This is a genomic window from Bradyrhizobium genosp. SA-4 str. CB756 (assembly GCF_000473125.1).
In the GTDB taxonomy this organism is placed as follows: domain Bacteria; phylum Pseudomonadota; class Alphaproteobacteria; order Rhizobiales; family Xanthobacteraceae; genus Bradyrhizobium; species Bradyrhizobium arachidis.
In genome coordinates this window covers 2,510,929-2,527,704 of record NZ_KI421499.1, presented here as the reverse complement: position 1 = coordinate 2,527,704, position 16,776 = coordinate 2,510,929, and the positions used below count along the sequence as shown (strand labels likewise).

14 protein-coding genes are annotated in these 16,776 nt (G+C 63.5%); 10 read left to right on the top strand and 4 right to left on the bottom strand.

Features of this window, described 5'->3' with window-relative positions; translation table 11 throughout:
- Positions 1-29 precede the first annotated feature (29 nt).
- Together BRAGE_RS0112445 and BRAGE_RS0112440 are read right to left on the bottom strand one after the other, a co-directional pair.
- Positions 30-212 carry a hypothetical protein gene (locus tag BRAGE_RS0112445; protein ID WP_027559637.1) on the bottom strand — a complete coding sequence of 61 codons (183 nt, stop codon included), beginning with the start codon at positions 210-212 and terminating at the stop codon, positions 30-32.
- Positions 213-388: 176 nt separating this feature from the next.
- On the bottom strand, positions 389-1,162 hold the full coding sequence (locus tag BRAGE_RS0112440) for a glucose 1-dehydrogenase (RefSeq protein ID WP_027559638.1): 774 nt from the start codon (positions 1,160-1,162) through the stop codon (positions 389-391).
- Positions 1,163-1,284: 122 nt separating this feature from the next.
- On the opposite strand from BRAGE_RS0112440, the gene BRAGE_RS0112435 reads away from it, so the two are divergent.
- Positions 1,285-1,752 carry a winged helix-turn-helix transcriptional regulator gene (locus BRAGE_RS0112435; RefSeq protein WP_027559639.1) on the top strand — a complete coding sequence of 156 codons (468 nt, stop codon included), beginning with the start codon at positions 1,285-1,287 and terminating at the stop codon, positions 1,750-1,752.
- Between the two features lie 108 nt (positions 1,753-1,860).
- Positions 1,861-2,415, top strand: coding sequence for a flavodoxin family protein (locus BRAGE_RS0112430; RefSeq protein ID WP_027559640.1), 555 nt, complete (start codon positions 1,861-1,863; stop codon positions 2,413-2,415).
- Positions 2,416-2,691: 276 nt separating this feature from the next.
- On the opposite strand, the gene BRAGE_RS0112425 is transcribed toward BRAGE_RS0112430, so the two are convergent.
- Positions 2,692-2,931: a hypothetical protein gene (locus BRAGE_RS0112425; protein WP_027559641.1), complete on the bottom strand. Its 240-nt coding sequence runs from the start codon at positions 2,929-2,931 to the stop codon at positions 2,692-2,694.
- A gap of 226 nt (positions 2,932-3,157) precedes the next feature.
- Here BRAGE_RS0112425 and topA point away from each other — a divergent pair, with 226 nt between their 5' ends.
- From topA to rpmG, 7 genes are all read left to right on the top strand, one after another.
- Positions 3,158-5,917, top strand: a complete 2,760-nt coding sequence (gene topA, locus BRAGE_RS0112420; protein ID WP_027559642.1) for a type I DNA topoisomerase — start codon at positions 3,158-3,160, stop codon at positions 5,915-5,917.
- Positions 5,918-5,936: 19 nt separating this feature from the next.
- Positions 5,937-8,282, top strand: a complete 2,346-nt coding sequence (gene rnr, locus BRAGE_RS0112415) for a ribonuclease R (RefSeq protein WP_027559643.1) — start codon at positions 5,937-5,939, stop codon at positions 8,280-8,282.
- Positions 8,276-8,716: a DUF983 domain-containing protein gene (locus BRAGE_RS0112410; protein ID WP_027559644.1), complete on the top strand. Its 441-nt coding sequence runs from the start codon at positions 8,276-8,278 to the stop codon at positions 8,714-8,716. Before rnr ends, BRAGE_RS0112410 begins: the two co-directional genes overlap by 7 nt.
- A gap of 31 nt (positions 8,717-8,747) precedes the next feature.
- The gene (locus tag BRAGE_RS0112405) at positions 8,748-9,512 is read left to right on the top strand and encodes an NUDIX hydrolase (protein WP_027559645.1); all 765 of its coding nucleotides are present in this window, start codon (positions 8,748-8,750) and stop codon (positions 9,510-9,512) included.
- A gap of 17 nt (positions 9,513-9,529) precedes the next feature.
- Positions 9,530-10,867 carry an amidohydrolase gene (locus tag BRAGE_RS0112400; RefSeq protein ID WP_028146269.1) on the top strand — a complete coding sequence of 446 codons (1,338 nt, stop codon included), beginning with the start codon at positions 9,530-9,532 and terminating at the stop codon, positions 10,865-10,867.
- A 186-nt stretch (positions 10,868-11,053) separates the two neighbouring features.
- Positions 11,054-12,379 (top strand): LLM class flavin-dependent oxidoreductase, encoded by a 1,326-nt coding sequence (locus BRAGE_RS0112395; RefSeq protein ID WP_027559647.1) that lies wholly within the window; start codon positions 11,054-11,056, stop codon positions 12,377-12,379.
- 207 nt (positions 12,380-12,586) lie between these two features.
- A complete protein-coding gene (gene rpmG, locus BRAGE_RS0112390; RefSeq protein WP_007603295.1) occupies positions 12,587-12,754 on the top strand; it encodes a 50S ribosomal protein L33 in 168 nt (55 codons plus the stop codon).
- A 72-nt stretch (positions 12,755-12,826) separates the two neighbouring features.
- Here rpmG and BRAGE_RS48490 read toward each other — a convergent pair whose 3' ends face one another.
- Positions 12,827-14,476, bottom strand: a complete 1,650-nt coding sequence (locus BRAGE_RS48490) for a winged helix-turn-helix domain-containing tetratricopeptide repeat protein (protein ID WP_084334339.1) — start codon at positions 14,474-14,476, stop codon at positions 12,827-12,829.
- A gap of 416 nt (positions 14,477-14,892) precedes the next feature.
- Between BRAGE_RS48490 and BRAGE_RS54490 the strand changes: the two genes are divergently transcribed.
- Positions 14,893-15,117 (top strand): hypothetical protein, encoded by a 225-nt coding sequence (locus BRAGE_RS54490; RefSeq protein WP_141263023.1) that lies wholly within the window; start codon positions 14,893-14,895, stop codon positions 15,115-15,117.
- Positions 15,118-16,776: the final 1,659 nt, after the last annotated feature.

Genomic DNA, 16,776 nt, shown 5'->3' with positions numbered 1-16,776 from the left:
GGCCTTTCGGCGGCGGCTGACAGATCGACCTAAAACCAGGCGCCCTGGATTCCCAGGATGACGGCGACAAGCGAGATGAACAGCCCGATGCCCGAGAACAGAGCCACCCCGATGAATTCGGACGTGTCGGAGCGCTTGGTGGAGATGCTGGAACGTTCGGTGTAAATACGCGGTGCTGAAATCGACGAAAAAATGCGAGCTGCCTTTGGCATCACGGGCTCCTTTGAAATGAGTCTTATGACCCCCGCCCGTAGAAAGGTCTTGGCAGCGTGCGCCAAGGTTCAACGCCTCACATAAGGTTCAACAAATACATTCCTCCAGATGTAGGAACCGGCCGGCGCAACCGCGTGCGACGAGCGCCGACCGATTCGATTTTCATCGAGATTGATCAACCACGATAGATCGGCGCGCCGCTCGGCGAGGCCACTGCGCCGCCGTCGACGAAGATCTCCTGGCCCTGGATGTGCGCGGCATCATCGGAGGCGAGGAACAGCACCGTCTTCGAAATGTGATCTGGTTCACCAATGCGCCCCAGCGGCGTCGACAGCGCAATGCGCTTCTCGAATGCTTTCTCCGCTTCAGGCGTTGCGATTGCCGCGCCCCAGATCGGCGTGCGGATCGCGCCCGGCGCAACGACGTTGACGCGGATGCCGCGCGGCGACAGTTCCGACGCCATGATGCGCGCCATCGCGCGCACGCCGGCCTTGGCGGCGCCATAGGCGGAGTAGCCGGGAATGCCCAGCACGGAGATCACCGAGCCGTTGAGGATGATCGAGGCGTTGTCGTTGAGATAAGGCAGCGCCGACTGCACGGTGAAAAACACGCCGGTGAGGTTCGTGCTGATGACCTTCTCGAACACCTCGAGCGTCGCCGAACCCAGCGGCGTGCCGCCGGGAATGCCGGCATTGGCGAACACGATGTCGAACTTGCCGAACTTGTCGGCGCCCTTCTTGATCGCGGCTTCCGTCGCGGCGACGTCGGTGGCATCGGCGACGAGCGCAAGCGCGTTCGGGCCAAGCTCTTTTGCTGCGGCCTCCAGCGTCTCCTTGTTGCGCCCGGTGATGACCACCTTCGCACCCTCGGCCACGAACAGCTTTGCCGTCGCAAGTCCGATGCCGCTATTGCCGCCAGTAATGAGTGCCGTCTTGTTCTTCAGTCTCACGCTCGCCTCCAGTGGTTGCATAATGAAACTACGTTGCCATCTAGGGCATATGGTTTTATGATGCAACCACACAAGCACGTGATCAGCGCCGAAATCGTGCGAACGCGACAGGACGACAGACCATGGTCAAACGAACCAGCTTTGCGGGGGATGCCTGCCCGATCGCACGGTCGCTGGAGGCGATCGGCGACTGGTGGTCGCTGCTGATCATCCGCGAGGCGCTGTTCGGCCTGCGCCGCTTCGGCGAATTTCAGCGCAAGCTCGGCATGGCCAAGAACATCTTGTCGGTGCGGCTACAGTCGCTGGTCGACCACGGCATTCTCGCCACCGCCCCCGCCTCCGACGGCAGCGCCTATCAAGAGTATGTGCTGACGCCGAAGGGCCGCGGCGTCTTCCCGGTTCTCGTGGCGCTGCGCCAATGGAGCGAGGAGTTCGACGACCATCCCGAAGAGATCGCAACCATCCTGGTCGACCGCGAGAAGGGCCGCCCGGTGAAGAAGCTCGAAATGCGCGCCGAGGACGGCCGCCTGCTCAGCCCCGCGGACACCACGCTGAAGCCGCGGCCGGCGCCGCGAAGGCGCTCGGCGTAATGATGGCAAACTGCAACGCTTCGCTAAGCTCGTAATGACCATGCGGAGGGGCTTGTACAAAATACGGTCAGCGTCAAAGATGCCTGAATACCGCAACGCGGCACCGCCATGCCTCTGCTCGCCATCGTCTATTTCTCCATCACCGGCACCACCGAGAAGCTCGCGCATGCGGTGGCGCGTGGAGCGGATGGCATAGCGGACGTCGCGCTTTGTCGCATCACGGGCGACGACATCGTGTCAGGCCGCTTCCAGAATGAAAGCCTATTTGAAACGATCGACCACGCCAGCGCAGTTGCATTTGGTAGCCCGACCTACATGGGCGGAGCCGCGGCTCAATTCAAAGCCTTCGCCGACGCTTCAAGTGACCGCTGGAGCCAGCACCGTTGGACCAACAAGATCGCAGGCGGCTTCACGACGGGTGCCTGCGCGAGCGGCGATCAACTGCACACGCTGACCTACTTTTCCATTCTGGCTGCTCAGCACGGCATGCTCTGGTGCGGACTGGATATCCCGGGTGGGGAGGATCCGGGTGGTCGCAATCGGTTGGGCAGCCAACTCGGCCTAGCGACACACCTCATCGACGACGACTTGCCGCCGAGCGACCTCAGCACGGCCGAGTATCTCGGCCGAAGACTGGCCAAAATGGCAAGCCGCAACTGCTAGCCGCACCGTCATTGCGAGGAGCCCTTGCGACGAAGCAATCCAGACTGCCGGCCGCGGAAAGACTTCTGGATTGCTTCGCTGTGCTCGCAATGACGGGGTTAGAGCAGCGCCCCGTATCTCTCTCCGTCACCCTGAGGTGCTCGCCTCTTCGGCGAGCCTCGAAGGGCGACGGCCCTGCTGCAGCGGCGGGGCCGCTCATCCTTCGAGGCTCCCGGCGCGATGCTCCGCATCGTGCCGCTCGCACCTCAGGATGACGGGGCCGCAAGTGAGCCACCCTCACGACAGCTTGCGCTTGCTCCGCAGGCGCAAATGCTCGTCGGCCTCCAGCTTGGTCATCCCCAGGAGATAATGCAGCACGTCGAGCTTGTGGCGCTCGGCGAGCTTGCGCAAAGCGCCGGCCTGCTCGGAGATGAAGGCGACCGCCTCATCGGCCCCGCCTTCCCCCGGCTCCTCGTTGCGCGTGCGTGTCGGCGCGCGCGATGCGGCGCGCGCCCGTTTCCGTCCCGGCTTCGTCACCCGACCCCACCCCGAATCCATGCCCCGGAGGAACTTTACGCCGATCCCGCGCAACTCCAAGGTGGTATTTTGCAACTTTCTCGATATGAAACTTTTCCCATTTGGAACCCTCTCAACACCCCTCGATTTGACAGCGAGGGCCTCACCACCCATGTTCGGATCGAAACGGCCGACCCGAGTCCTTTCGTTTTCGGCCTAAGATTTTCCCGTAAGTTACTGGAACTACATGAATATCGTCATTGTGGAGTCGCCGGCGAAAGCCAAGACGATCAACAAGTATCTGGGCTCGTCCTACGAGGTTCTGGCCTCGTTCGGCCATGTCCGCGACCTGCCCGCGAAGAACGGCTCCGTCGATCCCGACGCCAATTTCAAGATGATCTGGGAGGTCGACCCCAAGGCGGCCGGCCGGCTCAACGATATCGCCAAATCCCTGAAGGGCGCCGACCGCCTGATTCTCGCCACCGACCCTGATCGCGAGGGCGAGGCCATCTCCTGGCACGTGCTGGAGGTGATGAAGGAGAAGCGCGCGCTGAAGGATCAGAAGATCGAGCGCGTGGTGTTCAACGCCATCACCAAGCAGGCGGTCTCGGAGGCGATGAAGAACCCGCGCGAGATCGACGGCGCGCTGGTCGACGCCTATATGGCGCGCCGCGCGCTGGACTATCTCGTCGGCTTCACCCTCTCCCCCGTGCTGTGGCGCAAGCTGCCGGGCGCCCGCTCGGCCGGCCGCGTGCAGTCGGTGGCGCTGCGCCTCGTCTGCGACCGCGAGCTCGAGATCGAGAAATTCGTGCCGCGCGAGTACTGGTCGCTGATCGCGACCCTGCTCACCCCGCGCGGCGACGCCTTCGAGGCGCGCCTCGTCGGCGCCGACGGCAAGAAGATCCAGCGTCTCGACATCGGCACCGGCGCGGAAGCCGAGGACTTCAAGAAGGCGCTGGAACTGGCGAGCTACGCCGTCACCGCGGTCGATGCCAAGCCGGCCCGGCGCAATCCGCAGGCGCCCTTCACTACCTCGACGCTGCAGCAGGAAGCCAGCCGCAAATACGGCTTTGCGCCGGCGCACACCATGCGCATCGCCCAGCGCCTCTATGAAGGCATCGACATCGGCGGCGAGACCACCGGACTCATTACTTATATGCGTACCGACGGCGTGCAGATCGCCCCGGAGGCGATCACCCAGGCGCGCAAGGTGATCGGCGAGGATTACGGCAACGCCTACGTGCCGGATGCCCCGCGCCAGTACCAGGCCAAGGCCAAGAACGCCCAGGAAGCGCACGAAGCGATCCGCCCGACCGACCTCTCCCGCCGCCCCGACAGCATGAGCCGCAAGCTCGATGCCGACCAGGCCAGGCTCTATGAGCTGATCTGGAAGCGCACCATTGCCAGCCAGATGGAATCGGCCGAGCTGGAGCGCACCACGGTCGACATCACGGCGAAGGCTGGCGGCCGCACGCTGGAGCTGCGCGCCACCGGCCAGGTCGTCAAGTTCGACGGCTTCCTCGCACTGTACCAGGAAGGCCGCGACGACGAGGAGGACGAAGACTCCCGCCGCCTGCCGGCGATGAGCCCGAACGACGCGCTGAAGCGGCAGTCGCTCGCCGTCACCCAGCATTTCACCGAGCCGCCGCCGCGGTTCTCGGAAGCATCGCTCGTCAAGCGCATGGAAGAGCTCGGCATCGGCCGGCCCTCGACCTATGCCTCGATCCTCCAGGTCCTGAAAGACCGCGGCTACGTCAAGCTGGAGAAGAAGCGCCTGCACGGCGAGGACAAGGGCCGCGTCGTGGTCGCCTTCCTCGAAAGCTTCTTCGCCCGCTACGTCGAATACGACTTCACGGCCAGCCTCGAAGAGCAGCTCGACCGCATCTCCAACAACGAGATCTCCTGGCAGCAGGTGCTGAAGGATTTCTGGACCGGCTTCATCGGCGCCGTCGACGATATCAAGGATCTGCGCGTCGCGCAGGTACTCGACGTGCTCGACGACATGCTGGGCCAGCACATCTATCCGCCTCGCGCGGACGGTGGCGATATCAGGCAGTGCCCGAGCTGCGGCAGCGGCCGGCTGAACCTGAAGGCTGGCAAGTTCGGCGCCTTCGTCGGCTGCTCGAACTATCCGGAATGCCGCTACACCCGTCAGCTCGCCGCCGACAGCGAGACCACCGCCGACCGTTCGCTCGGCCAGGATCCCGATACGGGCCGCGATGTCTGGGTCAAGGCTGGCCGCTTCGGCCCCTATATCCAGCTCGGCGAGCAGAAGGATTATGAGGAAGGCGAGAAGCCGAAGCGCGCCGGCATCCCGAAGGGCACCTCGCCCGGCGATGTCGACCTCGAGCTTGCGCTGAAGCTGTTGTCGCTGCCGCGCGAGATCGGCAAGCATCCGGAAACCGGCCAGCCGATCACGGCCGGCCTCGGCCGCTTCGGGCCGTTCGTGAAGCACGAGAAGACCTATGCCAGTCTCGAGAGCGGCGACGAGGTCTTCGACATCGGCCTCAACCGCGCGGTCACGCTGATTGCCGAGAAGGTCGCCAAGGGCCCGAGCCGGCGCTTCGGCGCCGATCCCGGCAAGGCGATCGGCGATCACCCGACGCTCGGCACGATCACCGTGAAGAGCGGCCGTTACGGTGCCTATGTCACCGCAGGCGGCATCAACGCGACGATCCCGGCCGAGATCGAGAAGGACGCGATCACGCTGCCGCAGGCAATCGCTCTGATCGACGAGCGCGCCGCCAAGGGCGGCGGCAAGGCGAAAGCCAAGAAGGCGGCCAAGCCGGCTAAGGCCAAGAAGACCATAGAGAAGACCACAGAGAAGGCCACGGACGGCGAGGACGCCGCGCCGAAGAAGAAGCCGGCCGCGAAGAAAGCCGCGGCCAAATCGAAAACCGAATCCACCAGCAAGGCGCGCGCTGCCGTGTCGTCGACCGCCAAAACGTCGCCGACCAAGACCGCCGCCGCCAAGGCTCCGGCCAAGAAGAGTGCCGGCAAGACTTAGATCAAGAATTAGAGGTTAAGTGAAACGGAAGCATGACCATGGCTTTCCCGACAGGCAAGCCATCGTCGCCTTCATCAAGGCAAATCACGGAAAGGTCGGAACCCGCGAAATTGCGCGCGAGTTCGACCTGAAGAACGCCGATCGCGTCGAGCTCAAGCGCATGCTGCGCGAGCTCGCCGACGACGGGATCATCAAGAAAAAACGCCACACTGTGTCCGAGCCGGACGCGCTCCCGCCGACGCTGCTCGCCGACATCACGGGGCGCGACTCCGACGGCGAGCTGATCGCCTCCCCCGCCGAATGGGACGAGGTCGAGAGCGGCGAGCCGCCCAAAATCATCATCGAGATGCCGCGCCGGGCCAAGCCCGGCACCGCCGCCGGTGTCGGCGACCGCGCGCTGCTGCGCGTCGAACGCAACGACGAGGACGAAGACCCGGCCTATCGCGGCCGCATCATCAAGGTCATCGACAAGGCCAAGAGCCGCATCCTCGGCGTGTTTCGGAGCCTTCCCGAGGGCGGCGGACGGCTCGTCCCCGTCGACAAGAAGTTCGCCGACCGCGAGCTGAATATCGCCAGGACCGATACATCAGGCGCGCAGGATGGCGACCTCGTCAGCGTCGACATCGTCCGCACCCGCGGCTTTGGCCTCGCCTCCGGCCGGGTCAAGGAGAAGCTCGGCTCGGTCAAATCCGAGAAGGCGATCAGCCTGATCGCGATCTACGCCCACGAGATCCCGCTGCAGTTCTCCTCCGCCGCCGAGCGCGAGGCGGAAGCCGCCGAGCCCGCAAATCTGAAGGGCCGCGAGGACTGGCGCGACATCCCACTCGTCACCATCGATCCGCCCGACGCCAAGGATCACGACGACGCGGTGCATGCGCAAGCCGACGAGGATCCCAACAACAAGGGCGGCTTCATCGTCAACGTCGCGATTGCCGATGTCAGCTTCTACGTCCAGCCGGGCACCGCGCTCGACCGCGACGCGCTCGACCGCGGCAACTCGGTCTATTTCCCCGATCGCGTCGTGCCGATGCTGCCCGAGCGCATCTCCAACAATCTCTGCTCGTTGGTGCCGGGCGAGCCGCGCGGCGCGCTCGCGGTGCGGATGGTGATCGGCCCCGATGGCCGCAAGCGCTCGCACAGTTTTCATCGCATCCTGATGCGCTCGGCGGCGAAGCTGAACTATGCACAGGCGCAGGCCGCGATCGACGGCCGCACCGATGACACCACCGGCCCTCTGCTCGATCCGATCCTGAGGCCGCTCTACGCCGCTTACGCCTGTGCCAAGCGCGCGCGCGACGAGCGCGATCCGCTCAATCTCGATCTGCCCGAGCGCAAGATCCTGCTCAAGAGCGACGGCACGGTCGACCGCGTCGTCGTGCCCGAGCGTCTCGATGCGCACAAGCTGATCGAGGAGTTCATGATCCTCGCCAACGTCGCAGCGGCCGAGATGCTGGAGAAGAAATCGCTCCCGCTGATCTACCGCGTCCATGACGAGCCGACGCTGGAGAAGGTGCACGCGCTCGCGGAGTTCCTGGAGACGCTCGACGTCCCCTTCACCAAATCAGGCGCGTTGCGCCCCACCCTGTTCAACCGCGTGCTGGCCCAGCTCGAAGGCCACGACTATTACCCGCTGGTGAGCGAGGTGGTGCTGCGCGCCCAGGCGCAGGCGGAATATTCCTCGGAGAATTACGGTCATTTCGGCCTGAATTTGCGCCGCTACGCGCATTTCACCTCGCCGATCCGCCGCTACGCCGACCTCGTCGTGCACCGTGCGCTGGTCCGCGCGCTCGGCCTTGGCGAAGGCGCCCTGCCCGACAGCGAGACGCCGGAAAGTCTCGGCGAGGTCGCCGCGCATATTTCACTGACCGAGCGCCGCGCGATGAAGGCGGAGCGCGAGACCGTGGATCGCCTGATCGCGCATCACCTCGCCGACCGCATCGGCGCCAGCTTCCAGGGCCGAGTCTCCGGCGTCACCCGCGCCGGCCTGTTCGTGAAGCTCTCCGAGACCGGCGCCGATGGCCTGATCCCGATCCGATCCCTCGGCACGGAATATTTCAACTATGACGAGGGCCGTCACGCGCTGGTCGGCACGCGCAGCGGCACCATGTACCAGCTCGGTGACGTCGTCGATGTCCGCCTGATCGAAGCGGCCCCCATCGCAGGCGCGCTGCGGTTCGAGCTGCTGTCCTCGGACAGCGAGAGCAGCCCACGCGAGCGCCGGCCGTTCCGCGCCCAGCGCAAATCCGCCAAGGCGCATCCGGGACGCAGCCCGGAGAGAAAACGCAAGCCGGAGAAGCAAAAGTCCGGCAAGGGCAAGAAGCAGAGAAAGAACAAGGGTAAGAGCAAGAAGGGCAGCGCGTGGTGACGATGAGCACGGCCCCAAAAATCTGGACGCGCGAGACCGGTCTCGTCGAGAAGCGCGACGTCTGGACCGCGATGAAGCGCGGCTTTCGCAGCCGCTGCCCGCGCTGCGGTCAGGGCAAGCTGTTCCGCGCCTTCCTGAAGACCGCGGACAATTGCAGCGCCTGCGGCCTCGACTTCACGCCGCACCGCGCCGACGATCTGCCCGCCTATCTCGTCATCGTCATCGTCGGCCACGTCACGGTGCCGGCGATTCTCTGGATCGAGACCAATTACACGACGCCGGTCTGGCTCACCTTCGTGGCCTATCTGCCCTTCACGTTCTTTGCTTCGCTCGGGCTGCTCCAGCCGGTCAAGGGAGCTGTGGTCGGCTTGCAATGGGCTCTGCGCATGCACGGGTTTGACGAGAACCCGCCGGATGGTATTCCGCCGGTGTAAGCAATAAGCAAAAAACGCTCTGGGTGAGGACATGACGGATATTTCGCAGGCCGAAGACAAGGCCAAGATCCACGAGGGCAAGGAAGCTGACCATCATCCTTATTTCCGCCCGAAGGACGCCGCGACGCTGATCCTGGTCGATCGCAGCGGCGCCATTCCAAAAGTGCTGGTCGGCAAGCGCCACGACAAGGTGGTGTTCATGCCCGGAAAATTCGTGTTCCCCGGCGGCCGCGTCGACAAGGACGATCACCGCGTGCCGTGTGCTGCGCCGATCACCGCGGAGCTGGAAGCCAATCTCGCCAAGGGCAGCCCGAAGACGCCGGCCTCGCGCGCGAAATCGCTGGCGATCGCCGCGATCCGCGAAGCCTGCGAGGAGACCGGCCTCTGCCTCGGGCGCAAGGTCGAGGGCAAGGCCAGGCTCGAAGGTCCGTGGAAGCCGTTCGCGGATGCAGGCCTGCTGCCCGATCCCTCCAGCCTGTTCTTGATCGCGCGCGCGATCACCCCGCCCGGCCGCGTCAAGCGCTTCGATACGCGCTTCTTCACCGCCGATGCCTCCGCGATCACCCACCGCGTCGAGGGCGTCATCCACGCCGATGCGGAGCTGGTCGAGCTGGTCTGGGTCGAGCTCGGCTCGAAGCCGCTCGCCGAACTGCATCCGATGACGCGCAACGTGCTCAACGAGCTCGATACCCGCCTTGCCACCGGCCCGCTCCGGCACGATGCGCCGGTGCCGTTCTTCCATTTCTATGGCGGCAAGATGCAACGAGATGTGCTAGGTGAAGGAAAGGGCGCTTAAACGACTGGGAGGGTCGGATGACGCGGTTCGCAAGGCCTCTGCTCGCTTCCGTCGCGTTGTGCAGCCTGCTCTCGTTGCCTGCCCATGCAGAGCTCGACGTCGCCAGATTGAAGCAGACGATCGAGACCTCCTTCGAGAGCGACTATCCGAAGCTCGATGCGCTCTACAAGGACATCCACGCCCATCCCGAGATCGCCTTCCAGGAAGAGAAGACCGCGGCGAAACTCGCCGCCGAGATGCGCGCGATCGGTTTCGAGGTCACCGAGCGCGTCGGCAAGACCGGTCTTGTTGCCATCTACAGGAACGGCGACGGCCCCACCATCATGGTTCGCACCGAGCTCGATGCGCTGCCGATGGAAGAGAAGACCGGCCTGCCCTATGCCAGCCGCGACAAGCAGATCTGGCAGGGCCGCGAGACCTTCGTCGCCCATAGCTGCGGCCATGACATCCACATGGCGAGCTGGGTCGGCACGGCGAAGACCCTGGTCGGCATCAAGGACCAGTGGCGCGGTACGCTGATGTTCATCGCGCAGCCCGCGGAGGAAGAGGTCGCGGGCGCAAGGGCGATGATCGACGATGGCCTGTTCATCCGCTTTCCGAAGCCCGATGTGGGATTTGCCCTGCACGACAGCAGTGGAGCCTACGGCTCGGTGACCTACAGGGTCGGGGTGGGATCGTCGAATGTCGACGGTCTCTTCATCAGATTTATCGGCCGCGGCGGCCATGGTGCGGTACCGCAGGCGACCATCGATCCCGTGATGATGGCATCCCGCTTCGTCGTCGACGTGCAGAGCGTGATCAGCCGTGAGAAGGACCCGACCGAATTCGGCCTTGTCACCATCGGCGCGATCCACGCCGGCACCGCCGGCAACATCATTCCCGACGAGGCCAGGGTGATCGGCACGATCCGCAGCTTCAAGCCGCAGGTGCGCGCCAGGATGCTGGCCGGGATCGAGCGCACGGCGAAGGCGGTGGCGGTGATGGCGGATGCGCCCGCGCCCGAAATCCATCTCGACGAAGGCACCAAGGCTGTGGTGAACGATGCCGCCGTCGTCGGCCAGGCCGAGCGGGTGCTGAAAGCGGCCTTCGGCGACAAGTTCAACGTCACCCCTGCGAACACGACCAGCGAAGACTATTCGGAATATGTCAACGCCGGCGTGCCTTCGATGTTCTTCAACATCGGCGTCTATGAGCCGGACCGCGTCGCGGCCGCGCGTAACGGCAGNGGCCCGCCGCTTCCCGGCAACCACTCGCCGCAATTCGCCCCGGTGCCGAAACCGACCATCCAGACCGGCGTCACCGCGATGACGCTCGCCGTGCTGAGCGCCTTCGATCAAAGGGCGCGGGGACAGTAGTCCCCCCTCGCCGTCAGTGTCTGCGGTTTGATGGATTCCGGGCGCGCCGCTTCGCCGGGCTTCGGAATGACGCGAACGTGCTGAGAGTTGATCGAAAAACGAAAAATTCTTCCCAGCCCTCCCAATGGCAGAGTTCTGCCGCGTCCCTATGTCTTTGCGAACGACACCCAGAACGGATACGGGGCGATGGCACAACGGCAACTCAAGCTTGGCGCGTTCATGCGCCCGATCAGCATCCACACCGGCGCCTGGCGCTATCCCGGGGCCTGGCCCGACGCCAACTTCAACTTCGGCCACATCAAGACGCTGATCCAAAAGCTCGAGGCCGGCAAATTCGACGCCTTCTTCATGGCCGATCACTTGGCCGTCTTGAACATGCCGATCAATGCGCTCAAGCGCAGCCACACCGTGACCTCGTTCGAGCCGTTCACGCTGCTGTCGGCGCTCTCCGCCGTCACCGAACGGATCGGCCTGATCGCGACAGGCTCGACCACGTTTGACGAGCCCTATCACGTCGCCCGCCGCTTCGCCTCGCTCGACCATCTCAGCGGCGGCCGCGCGGGCTGGAACATCGTCACCACCTCGAACCCGGACGCGGCGCTGAATTTCGGCCTCGACGACCACATGGAGCATGCCGAGCGCTACAAGCGCGCCCGCGAGTTCTACGACGTCGTCACGGGCCTGTGGGATTCCTTCGCCGACGACGCCTTCGTACGCGATGTGGAATCCGGCCTGTTCTTCGATCCCGCCAAGATGCACACGCTCGACCACAACGGCAAATATCTGAAGGTGCGCGGTCCCCTCAACATCGCCCGCCCGGTGCAGGGCTGGCCGGTGATCGTGCAGGCCGGCGCGTCGGAAGACGGCAGGCAGCTCGCGGCCGAAACCGCGGAAGCCGTGTTCACCGGCGGCGGCAGCCTCGCCGACGGACAGAAGCTCTATGCGGACATCAAGGGCCGCATGGAGAAGGTCGGGCGCGACCCCGAGCACCTCAAGATCCTGCCCGGCGCCTTCGTTGTGGTCGGCGACAGCGTCGATGAAGCCAAGGAGAAGCGCGCCCTGCTCGACAGCCGCGTGCATTACGACAGCGCCATCGCTTCGCTCTCGGTTATCCTCGGCACCGATGCGTCAGGTTTCGATCCCGATGGGCCCCTGCCCGAGATCCCCGAGACCAACGCCAGCAAGAGCGGCCGTCAGCGCATGGTCGATCTCGCCACCCGCGAAAAGCTCACCGTGCGCCAGCTCGCCCAGCGCGTCGGCGGCTATGGCGGGCTGTCGTTCGTCGGCACGGCGAAAACCATCGCCGATCAGATGGAGGAATGGCTGGTCGGGCGCGGCTCCGACGGCTTCAACATCATGTTCCCGTTCCTGCCCGCGGGCCTGGACGATTTCGTCGACAAGGTGGTCCCGGAGCTCCAGCGCCGCGGGATTTTCCGGAAAGAGTATGAAGGGGCCACTTTGAGAGAGAATCTCGGCCTTCCGCGGCCGAAAAACCGCTTCTTTGAGGCCTGATGGGCCCGATTTGAGTGGTTTTTGGCCCTAGAGCCGCGTTCCGGGCTCTAGCTCTTTGTTTTTGACGCGTTTTCTTGACGCGAACCGGTGCCCGCTTCGCTCGAAAACGCTCCGAAACCTTGACTTCCCCCGGTTTCTGGCTAGGTTGCCGGCCAACGCGGGCCGTTTGGCCGGCTCCAGATTCCCCAATTTTCTGAGGTTCAGAACATGGCCAAAGCGGTCACCATCAAGGTCAAGCTCGTGTCCTCGGCTGACACCGGCTTCTACTACGTCGCCAAGAAGAATTCGCGCACCATGACCGACAAGCTGGTCAAGAAGAAGTATGACCCGGTCGCGCGCAAGCACGTCGAATTCCGCGAAGCCAAGATCAAGTAAGATCGCGGAGGCTGAAGACTTTTGCGGGGCCCTTTCGGGCCCCGTTTTATTTTGCCACGCGCGTTGCTTCCCTCAACTGCCCGCGATGCCGGCGACAGCCAGTCCTTCGGCGAAACGATCGATGAAGCCTTGGTCGTTGCAAAAGAACAGCTCCTGCCGCGCTGTCTGCGTTGTGTAATCCGTCTTGCGTTGCAGAAGCTCGGCAGCTGCAGCGTTGGCCTGGGCTTTTTCGTCGAGACGGCCAAGGGACGCAGCCAACGTCGCGAAAGCCCGATACGTGGCATTGGGTTGCCTCGTCGCCCTTCGAGCAAATTCCACGGCAATATCGTACTCACCAAGGGAAAAATGCGTCCACGAACGTACGTGGTGAAAGCTCCACAGATGGCTGTCGCGCGGACTGAGCATTGTCGCCCGATCGAGCAGCGCTTCTGCTTCGAGCTCCCGCCCGCACCACAGCAGATTGAAGCCTTGTGCAAAATATCCTTGCGCGAAACTTGGGTTGAGCTCCAAAGACGTGTCGATGGCAGCGAGCGCTTCGTCGTTCTGGCGGGTCAAACACAGTGCTCTTCCGAGGGCGCAATGGCAAAAGCAATCGAGCTCGTCGAGCGTCACGGCGAGACGTGCCTGGCGCAACGCCGTTTCCAGTCGCGCTGGCCGATCCCTGGGATCATCATAAAGCGAGCGCTGAATATTGACGTAGCTGAGCGCGCCATGCCCACGTGCGAACTTGGGATCTGCTGCGATCGCGCGCTGGAAATAGTCCTCGGCTGAATCGAATCCGGGTGTGGTAAATCGCCAAAGATTCCACAGGCCGCGCTGGTAGCAATCCCACGCGTCGAGGCTTTCCGGCGCCTTGCGCGCGGCGAGTTGCTGCTCCACTTTCGACAATTCAGGTTCGATGGTGGCCGCGATCTGCTTTGCCATCTCCTCCTGGATATCGAAGATATTCTCGAGTTGAAGTTCGTATTTGTCGGACCAAAGCTGCATCCCGTCCGCGGCCCGGGTTAGCTCCGCCGTGATCCTCACCTTATCGCGGCTCTTGCGAACGCTGCCGGACATCACATAGCTGACGCCCAGCTGCGCGCCGACATCGCGTGCGTCAACGATCCGTCCCTGGAATCCGATCGTCGAGTGGCGCGAGATCACGGAAAGCCAGCGGTTTCGGGCAAGAAGCCGGATGATGTCTTCCGTCAATCCGTAGCTGAAATAGTCATTCTCGGGGTCACTCGACATGTTCGCGAACGGAAGCACCGCGATGAACGATCGTGAATTGGCTTCTGCCTTCACCGCTTCCGAGACGACGTCGTCGAGATGCGACACGTCGGTGGAAATCGACGCTTGTCGGCGAACGTCGGTGGCCGCGCCGTGGTGCGGAGCGAGTCGGATTGCGTCGGCATCAGCCCCCTCGATCGCCTGGACCTGAGCGACAAACCGGAAGCCACGCCGATGCAGCGTCCTGATGAAAAGCTGCTCTGTTCCGTTGTCGCCGAGCACGCGCCGGGCGCCATTGATGCGGCTGGAGAACGCGGCCTCGGAGATGATCCGGCCATTCCAGACGATGTCGATCAACTCATCCTTGCTCACAACCCGATCATGGTTGCGCACCAAATGAACGATGAGATCGAAGACTTGAGGCTCAATGTGGACGGGCGCACCTTCACGTCGAAGCTCTTGCTGGCTCAGGTCGACCTCAAAACCCGAAAATCGGTATTTTGTTACCATCACCCGCTTCCCTACCGAGGCTCGCCTCCCGTTTCGCGTCGTGGTCGAGTCTGCAATTCAGGAAAAACAAACGTCTCCCGAAGAACTCCGCCAAGCGTGAGGGATCAGTCGAGTTTAGAGACCGGTCAATCATCGTTCAACCGGAGATGCCACATGATCCGGGCACCTGATTTTCATCTCTACCGACAGTCCGCCAGATGGTTTGCGGTTGTAACCCATCGCGGCTCATTGCGGGCACTCGCATCCCTCCCGCCGGCGACGACGCCGACCATGAGGAAGAAGATACTGCGGCTGGCTGCGCGGCTCAGGCGATTGTTCAATGCAGGCGCTACGGCGGCAATCGCTCGTCAGGCCGCTTTGGCCGCCCGGCAGGCGCGGGATGATCCCCGAGCCTGATTTTGCTGCAGTGGCAGCCGATGCCTGCGGTCGTCTGGAACATCGGATCTCCTGTTTGTGCTGCGACCGCGATGACGGGCGGCGTTTTAGGCTGGCTTATCGTGCTCTACAGCACCTTCCTGATCAGCCATTTTGAGCTGTTCGGATTGACGCAGGTGATCACCCGCTTTGCCGGGCATCGCGCTGGCTTTTTGAGCGAACAGGTCGCTGGTGGATTATTGAGCGGACATCTTCGCAACCCTTGATTGCGCAATCCCGAACGTATGCTAGCGTGCACTCACCGGGCGGCATTTCCGGCCCGGGTTCGGGAAGGACATGGTCATGAGATCATCATTAAGCCTTGTCGTGCCTTCAACCATCGCGGCCTTGTCAACTGTCTTGCTGTGCGCTCCGGCAGCGTCACAAATTCCAACAGGCTCCGGCGCCACTCTTCCTCCTGTTACGGTCGACGCGCCGAAGCAGGCGGCAAGGCCGCATCGACAGGAGCCAACGGCAAGCGCCGGGGCGTCATCACGTCGCACTGCGTCAACTGCTCAAAGGTCAACGTCAGGCACTCGCACGCCTTCGTATGCGCCGGGTTCTGTGATGGGGAGGATTGCCAGCCTCGAGGCACGGGCCAGCAGTTGCAACGGTGGCTGTGCATCAAGCTTCCCAAGCGGCAAGGAGCCCTGGATTGGATGTAGCGAGTCGGGCGGCAACATCGACTATGGACCTTTCTCGCCAACGTGCCGAGACACCATCACCCATGCATCCTACGAGAATTGCGTCGAGACGAAGGTGTTCCTGGGTGAGCATCGAAACAAGGCCCACTGGATTTGCAGCAGCCTGCAGGCCGGCAACAGGTTTAAGGTCGCCGATCTCAAGCGTCCGGGACGTCGCTAGTCCGTAGCTCCAGCAAGCTGCAGACGCGTCGAATTCTGCGAATCCGGGATTAGGCAGGTCGCACGGTGCTGAAAGACTTTTGCGGGCCCGATGGGCCCGCTTTATTTCTGTCCCGTCGCCTCAGCGATGTCGCCTGATCGAGCGGTACGCCGAAGCCTGGCGAGCCGCCCGGCATTTCACCGGCGAGCATCGCGCCGGCTTTTTGAGCGACAATTCGATGGTGAACTATTGAGCTGACATCCTCGCAACCCTCGATTGCGCAATCCCAAATGTATGTTAGCGTGCACTTACCGGGCGGCATTTCCGGCCCGGGTTCGGGAAGGACATGGTCATGAGATTGTCATCAAGCCTTGTCGTGCCTTCAACCGTCGCTGCCTTGTCTACGATCCTGCTATGCGCTCCGGCAGCGTCACAAATTCCAACAGGCTCCGGCGCCACGCTTCCTCCTGTTACGGTCGACGCGCCGAAGCAGGCGGCAAGGCCGCATAGGCAGGAGCCAACGGCATCCACGGGGCAGTCATCGCGCCGGACTGCGTCAACCGCCCAAAGAACGTCTTCAGTCGCACGGACGCCTTCGTATGCGCCGGGTTCTGTGATGGGGAGGATTGCCAGCCTCGAGGCACGCGCCAGCAGTTGCAACGGTGGCTGTGCATCAAGCTTCCCACACGGCAAAGAGCCCTGGGTTGGATGCAGCGAGTCGGGCGGCGGCCTGAACTATGGACCTTTCTCGCCGACGTGCCGAGACACCATCACCCATACATCCTACGAGAATTGCGTCGAGACGAAGGTGTTCCTGGGCGAGTTTCGCAACAGAGCCCACTGGTTTTGCAGCAGCCTGCAGGCCGGCAACAGGTTCAAGGTCGCAGAGCTCAAGCGGCCGGGACGTCGCTAGTCCACACCTCTCTCAGACTTGATCACAAGGCAGCACGGCGTCCGCAGAACATCCTCAGCGGACGCTTGCGACCGCGCGCCCCGCGCCGGCTCCGACACTGGAGCGAGTGGCTGCGGCGGCCGGTTCAGCA

Bases quoted from the DNA above. Each gene is read 5' to 3' on its own strand.
- BRAGE_RS0112445 (WP_027559637.1), bottom strand. From the start codon at position 212: ATGCCAAAGGCAGCTCGCATTTTTTCGTCGATTTCAGCACCGCGTATT.
- BRAGE_RS0112435 (WP_027559639.1), top strand. From the start codon at position 1,285: ATGGTCAAACGAACCAGCTTTGCGGGGGATGCCTGCCCGATCGCACGG.
- BRAGE_RS0112430 (WP_027559640.1), top strand. From the start codon at position 1,861: ATGCCTCTGCTCGCCATCGTCTATTTCTCCATCACCGGCACCACCGAG.
- topA (WP_027559642.1), top strand. From the start codon at position 3,158: ATGAATATCGTCATTGTGGAGTCGCCGGCGAAAGCCAAGACGATCAAC.
- BRAGE_RS0112405 (WP_027559645.1), top strand. From the start codon at position 8,748: ATGACGGATATTTCGCAGGCCGAAGACAAGGCCAAGATCCACGAGGGC.
- BRAGE_RS0112395 (WP_027559647.1), top strand. From the start codon at position 11,054: ATGGCACAACGGCAACTCAAGCTTGGCGCGTTCATGCGCCCGATCAGC.
- rpmG (WP_007603295.1), top strand. From the start codon at position 12,587: ATGGCCAAAGCGGTCACCATCAAGGTCAAGCTCGTGTCCTCGGCTGAC.
- BRAGE_RS48490 (WP_084334339.1), bottom strand. From the start codon at position 14,476: ATGGTAACAAAATACCGATTTTCGGGTTTTGAGGTCGACCTGAGCCAG.
- BRAGE_RS54490 (WP_141263023.1), top strand. From the start codon at position 14,893: ATGCCTGCGGTCGTCTGGAACATCGGATCTCCTGTTTGTGCTGCGACC.